This window comes from Reyranella sp., from assembly GCF_050185545.1.
In the GTDB taxonomy this organism is placed as follows: domain Bacteria; phylum Pseudomonadota; class Alphaproteobacteria; order Reyranellales; family Reyranellaceae; genus Reyranella.
The window spans coordinates 1-4,507 of the sequence record NZ_JBFWZI010000329.1 but is presented as its reverse complement, the minus strand read 5'-3'; the positions used below and the strand labels follow the sequence as shown (position 1 = coordinate 4,507).

The 4,507-nt window shown below is 67.9% G+C and carries 5 protein-coding genes; all 5 read left to right on the top strand.

The genetic code is table 11. The features are described from left to right. Window positions 1–359: 359 nt before the first annotated feature. The 5 genes from hemC (at window position 360) to AB7O82_RS37450 (ending at window position 4,312) form a co-directional block, all read left to right on the top strand. Window positions 360–1,289, top strand: a complete 930-nt coding sequence (hemC, locus tag AB7O82_RS37470; protein ID WP_428549142.1) for a hydroxymethylbilane synthase — start codon at window positions 360–362, stop codon at window positions 1,287–1,289. 27 nt (window positions 1,290–1,316) lie between these two features. Next, on the top strand, window positions 1,317–2,132 hold the full coding sequence (locus tag AB7O82_RS37465) for a M48 family metallopeptidase (protein WP_428549144.1): 816 nt from the start codon (window positions 1,317–1,319) through the stop codon (window positions 2,130–2,132). Next, window positions 2,125–2,352, top strand: coding sequence for a sulfurtransferase TusA family protein (locus AB7O82_RS37460; protein ID WP_428549146.1), 228 nt, complete (start codon window positions 2,125–2,127; stop codon window positions 2,350–2,352). The genes AB7O82_RS37465 and AB7O82_RS37460 overlap by 8 nt, the downstream gene beginning before the upstream one ends. Before the next feature lie 39 nt (window positions 2,353–2,391). Continuing rightward, window positions 2,392–3,597 carry a phosphoglycerate kinase gene (locus AB7O82_RS37455; RefSeq protein WP_428549148.1) on the top strand — a complete coding sequence of 402 codons (1,206 nt, stop codon included), beginning with the start codon at window positions 2,392–2,394 and terminating at the stop codon, window positions 3,595–3,597. A gap of 118 nt (window positions 3,598–3,715) precedes the next feature. After that, window positions 3,716–4,312, top strand: a complete 597-nt coding sequence (locus AB7O82_RS37450; RefSeq protein WP_428549150.1) for an NUDIX hydrolase — start codon at window positions 3,716–3,718, stop codon at window positions 4,310–4,312. The last annotated feature ends 195 nt before the right edge of the window (window positions 4,313–4,507 follow it).

The following is a 4,507-nucleotide window of genomic DNA, read 5'->3' as shown; positions in this document are numbered from 1 at the left end:
CCGACCACCAGCGCGGCCAGCACGCTGCCCGCCGCGAAGGGATGAAGTTGCCGCATTTTCTGTCCTCCTCGTCCTCGCCTCAGTATTCGCATATGGCAGAAAATACCGTCATCCCGAGCGGAGGCGCCCGAAGGGCGGCGCGGTCGAGGGACCTTTCTTGCTGACGCCGCAAAAGAAAGGTCCCTCCACTGCGCCTCCCTTCGACTGCGCTCAGGGCAGGCGCTGCGCTCGGCTCCGGTCGGGATGACGGCCTTTTGTCACATGCCAATGGCTTGGCACGCCCACCGGGGTCGAGTGACGCGACAGGCACATTCCGCCCGGCTGTTCCAGGCGAACGGAATGTGCTCTAGAGCAGCGTCATGGCCACTCCCCTCCTCCGGCTGGGCACGCGCGGCAGCAAGCTCGCACTCGTGCAGACCGGACTCGTGCGTTCTGCGCTCGCCGCCGCGGTGCCCGCCCTGGCGGCAGCCGACGCCATCGAGATCGTCACCATCCGCACCACCGGCGATGCCATCCAGGATCGTCCCCTCGCGGAAGCGGGCGGCAAGGGCCTGTTCGTCAAGGAGATCGAGGAGACGCTGTTCGCCGGCCGCATCGACGCCGCCGTGCACAGCATGAAGGACATGCCGACGCTCCAGCCGCCGGGTCTCGCCATCGCCGCCTTCCTGCCGCGCGAGGACGCGCGTGACGTGTTGATTGCCGGCGACGTGACGCGCATTGCCGACCTGAAGCGCGGCGCGATCGTCGGCACGTCGGCGCTGCGCCGCCGTGCCCAGCTGCTGCATCGCCGGCCCGACCTGCAGATCGTGACCTTGCGCGGCAATGTCGATACGAGGCTGGCCAAGCGCGAGTCCGGGACCGTCGAGGCGACCCTGCTGGCGTTGGCCGGCCTGAAGCGCCTCGGTCTCGCCCATGTCGGTCACCCGGTTCCCGAGGACGAAATTCTGCCGGCGGTCGGTCAGGGCGCGGTCTGCATCGAATGCCGCGCCGACGACTCACGTACGCGGCAGTGGCTCGCAGCCATCGACCATTCGCCGACCGCGATCTGCGTTGCGGCCGAGCATGCCATGCTGGCGGTGCTCGACGGTTCGTGCCGCACGCCGATCGCCGGGCATGCCGTTTTGACCGGCGACGGTGGGCTGCACCTGCGCGGCTTGATTGCCAAGCCGGATGGCTCGGAGCAGATTTCCGGCGAGCGACGCGCGGCGCCCAGCGACGCGGCGGAAATGGGCCGCAACCTCGGCCGCGAGCTGCTGCGTCGCGGCGGTCCGGGCTTCCTCTCGACCTGAATGGCAGGCGCCCTTAGAGTCCGCGGCATGCGTTTTGGTCCGCGACTTTTCATGGCTCTCGGCGGCGTCGCCACCTTGCTCGCCGCGTGCGAATCGGCGCCGCTCACCGGCCGCTCGCAGATGATGCTGGTGAGCGAGAGCGAAGAACGCCAGATGGGCGTGCAGGCCTATCAGCAGGTCCTGTCGAAAGAGGCGCTGTCGCACGACGCGCAGGTCAACGCCCTGGTCGCCAAGGTCGGGCGCCGCATCGCGGCGGCGGCAGAACGCCCGCCGGGCGAACTGTGGCGGGCGCCGCGGTTCCACTGGGAATTCAAGACCGTCGACAACAATGTGCCGAACGCCTTCTGCCTGCCCGGCGGCAAGGTCGTCGTCTACACCGGCATCCTGCCGATCACCCGCACCGAGGCAGGCCTTGCCGTCGTGGTCAGCCACGAAGTGGCGCACGCGCTGGCCCGCCATGGCGCCGAGCGCATGAGCGATCAGATGGTCGCCCAGGTCGGCGCCGCGGCCGCGGGCGTTGCCCTGGCGGCAACGATCGGCGGCAACAACCGTCGCTACGTGCCGATGATGATGGCGGCGCTCGGCGCCGGCGCCACCGTGGGCTACCTGCTGCCGATGTCGCGCGCCCAGGAGTCGGAGGCCGATCGCATCGGCCTCGTCCTCATGGCGCTCGCCGGATACGATCCGCGGGAGGCGATCGGGGTGTGGGAACGCATGCGCGCGGCCAATACCGGCAAGAAGAATGCCGAATGGCTGAGCACGCATCCTGCCGATACGACACGGCTCGCCGATATCCGTCGCTGGTTGCCCGAGGCCATGAGGTACTATCGTCCCCGTGACTGACTCAGTTGAATACGACGCCACCGGCCTGCTCTGCCCGCTGCCGGTGCTGCGCGCCAATCGCAAGCTGCGCGACCTGCCGGTCGGCGGCGTGCTGACGGTGCGCGCCACCGATCCCGCGGCCGAGCAGGATTTTCCCGCCTACTGCAGGCAGACTGGCCATGAGCTGGTCGAGACCCGCCGCGACGGCGAGGTGCTGGTGTTCGTCATCCGGAAACGCTAGAGCGGCTGCCAAACTCAGGGGCCAAACTCAGGGGAGCGCATGCCAACAGCGACCTTCAAGACGATCGACTCGCTCGACGTTTCGGCCAAGCGTGTGCTGGTCCGCGTCGACCTCAATGTGCCAATGAAGAAGGGTGTGGTGAGTGACGCCACGCGCATCGAGCGGGCGGCGCCAACGATCGCCGAACTGGCGTCCAAAGGCGCGCGCGTGGTCGTGCTGAGCCATTTCGGACGGCCCGACGGCAAGCGCGTGCCCGAGATGTCGTTGCGCCCCCTGATCGAGCCGCTGGCCAAGGCGCTCGGCAAGCCGGTCGCCTTCGCCGAGGACTGCATCGGCCCGGTCGCCGAAGATGCCGTGCGCCTCCTGAAGCCGGGCGAGGTTCTGCTGCTGGAGAACCTGCGCTTTCACAAGGAAGAGGAGAAGAACGAGAGCGGCTTCATCGACAAACTGTCGGTGCTGGGCGACATCTACGTCAACGACGCCTTCTCGACCGCGCATCGCGCGCATGCTTCGACCGAAGGCCTCGCCCATCTCCTGCCGGCCGCGGCCGGGCGGCTTATGGAGGCCGAGCTGCAGGCGCTCGACCAGGCGCTGGGCAACCCCAAGCGACCAGTCTGCGCGCTGATCGGCGGCGCCAAGGTGTCGACCAAGCTCGACCTGCTGGGCAACCTGGTGGGCAAGGTCGACAAGCTGATCATCGGCGGCGGCATGGCGAACACCTTCCTGCACGCGCAGGGCATCGCCGTAGGCAAGTCGCTGTGCGAGAAGGATCTGGCGGAGACTGCTCGCGAAATCCTCGCCAAGGCGGAAGCGGCGAAATGCAAGGTTCTGCTGCCGGTCGACGTCGTAGTCGCGACGGAGTTCAGGGCCGACGCGCCCCATCGGGTGGTCGATGCCAACGCCTGCCCGGACGATCAGATGATCCTCGATATCGGGCCGAGGTCCGTCGCCGGCTACATCGCGGAGCTGCGCGACTGCGCCACCCTGGTGTGGAACGGTCCGGTCGGCGCCTTCGAGCTCAAGCCGTTCGACGAAGGTGGCGTGGCGCTCGCCCGGGAAGTGGCGCGCCTCACCGGCGACGGCAAGCTGCTGTCGGTCGCCGGTGGCGGCGACACGGTGGCGGCTCTGGCGGCCGCCGGTGTCGAAGACAAGCTCTCCTATGTCTCGACGGCGGGCGGCGCCTTCCTGGAATGGATGGAAGGCAAGGCGCTGCCCGGCGTTGCGGCGCTCATCCGGGCAGCGTAGGCAAATTCCATCCGGCTGAAGAGACGGACGGAGAAGCAGGCAACTCCCATTCGTGCGATTTCGACCGGATGGACCGCTTGCGGTTCCATCCGATCGAAAACCGCTCTAGGGTCGGGGCATGAGCGCCCCGACAACGACCGACCGGCCACGCCTCCCCTGGGATCCGCCGGATCATTTCGAGAAGCGCATTCCTGAAGGCGACAATCGAGAGCGCCTGATCTGCGCGCGCTGCGAGTTCATCCACTATCAGAACCCCAAGATCGTCGCCGGGGCAGTCTGCACCTGGCAGGACAAGATCCTGCTGGCGAGGCGCGCGATCGAGCCTCGCAAGGGATTCTGGACCGTGCCCGCCGGCTACATGGAGCTCGGCGAGACGACCGAGCAGGCCGCCCAGCGCGAAGCGCGCGAAGAGGCCTGCGCCGAGATCGAGATCGACCGCCTGCTCGCCATGTACAGCGTCGCCCGCATCGGCCAGGTGCAGATCATGTATCGCGCGCGCCTGGTGAGCGCCGACGTTTCCGCCGGCCCCGAGAGCGAGGCGGTGGCCCTGGTCGATTGGTCCGACATACCGTGGGACCAGCTCGCCTTCCCGACCGTTGTGTGGGCTCTGGCCCACTTCCACGAATCGCGCGACCGGACCGACTTCTCGACCTTCTCCAATCCGACCGGCGATCTCGCCCGCATGTGGCCCCCGCGGAAGCCGGCGGGTGTGTGAGAGCTTCTCCTCCCCAACTCTGTTGGGGAGGTGTCCGCGTAATCGCGGACGGAGGCGTCATGAGTCATGCGCACCGCGGGCGTCCCGCCCGCTCATCAATAATGAGCGGGCGGGACGCCCGCGGTCCAAAAGTCCATGTACCCACCCTCGCCGAATGACGGCGACACCTTCCCAGCTTCGCTGGGGAGGAGATAG

Bases quoted from the DNA above. Each gene is read 5' to 3' on its own strand.
- hemC (WP_428549142.1), top strand. From the start codon at position 360: ATGGCCACTCCCCTCCTCCGGCTGGGCACGCGCGGCAGCAAGCTCGCA.
- AB7O82_RS37465 (WP_428549144.1), top strand. From the start codon at position 1,317: ATGCGTTTTGGTCCGCGACTTTTCATGGCTCTCGGCGGCGTCGCCACC.
- AB7O82_RS37455 (WP_428549148.1), top strand. From the start codon at position 2,392: ATGCCAACAGCGACCTTCAAGACGATCGACTCGCTCGACGTTTCGGCC.
- AB7O82_RS37450 (WP_428549150.1), top strand. From the start codon at position 3,716: ATGAGCGCCCCGACAACGACCGACCGGCCACGCCTCCCCTGGGATCCG.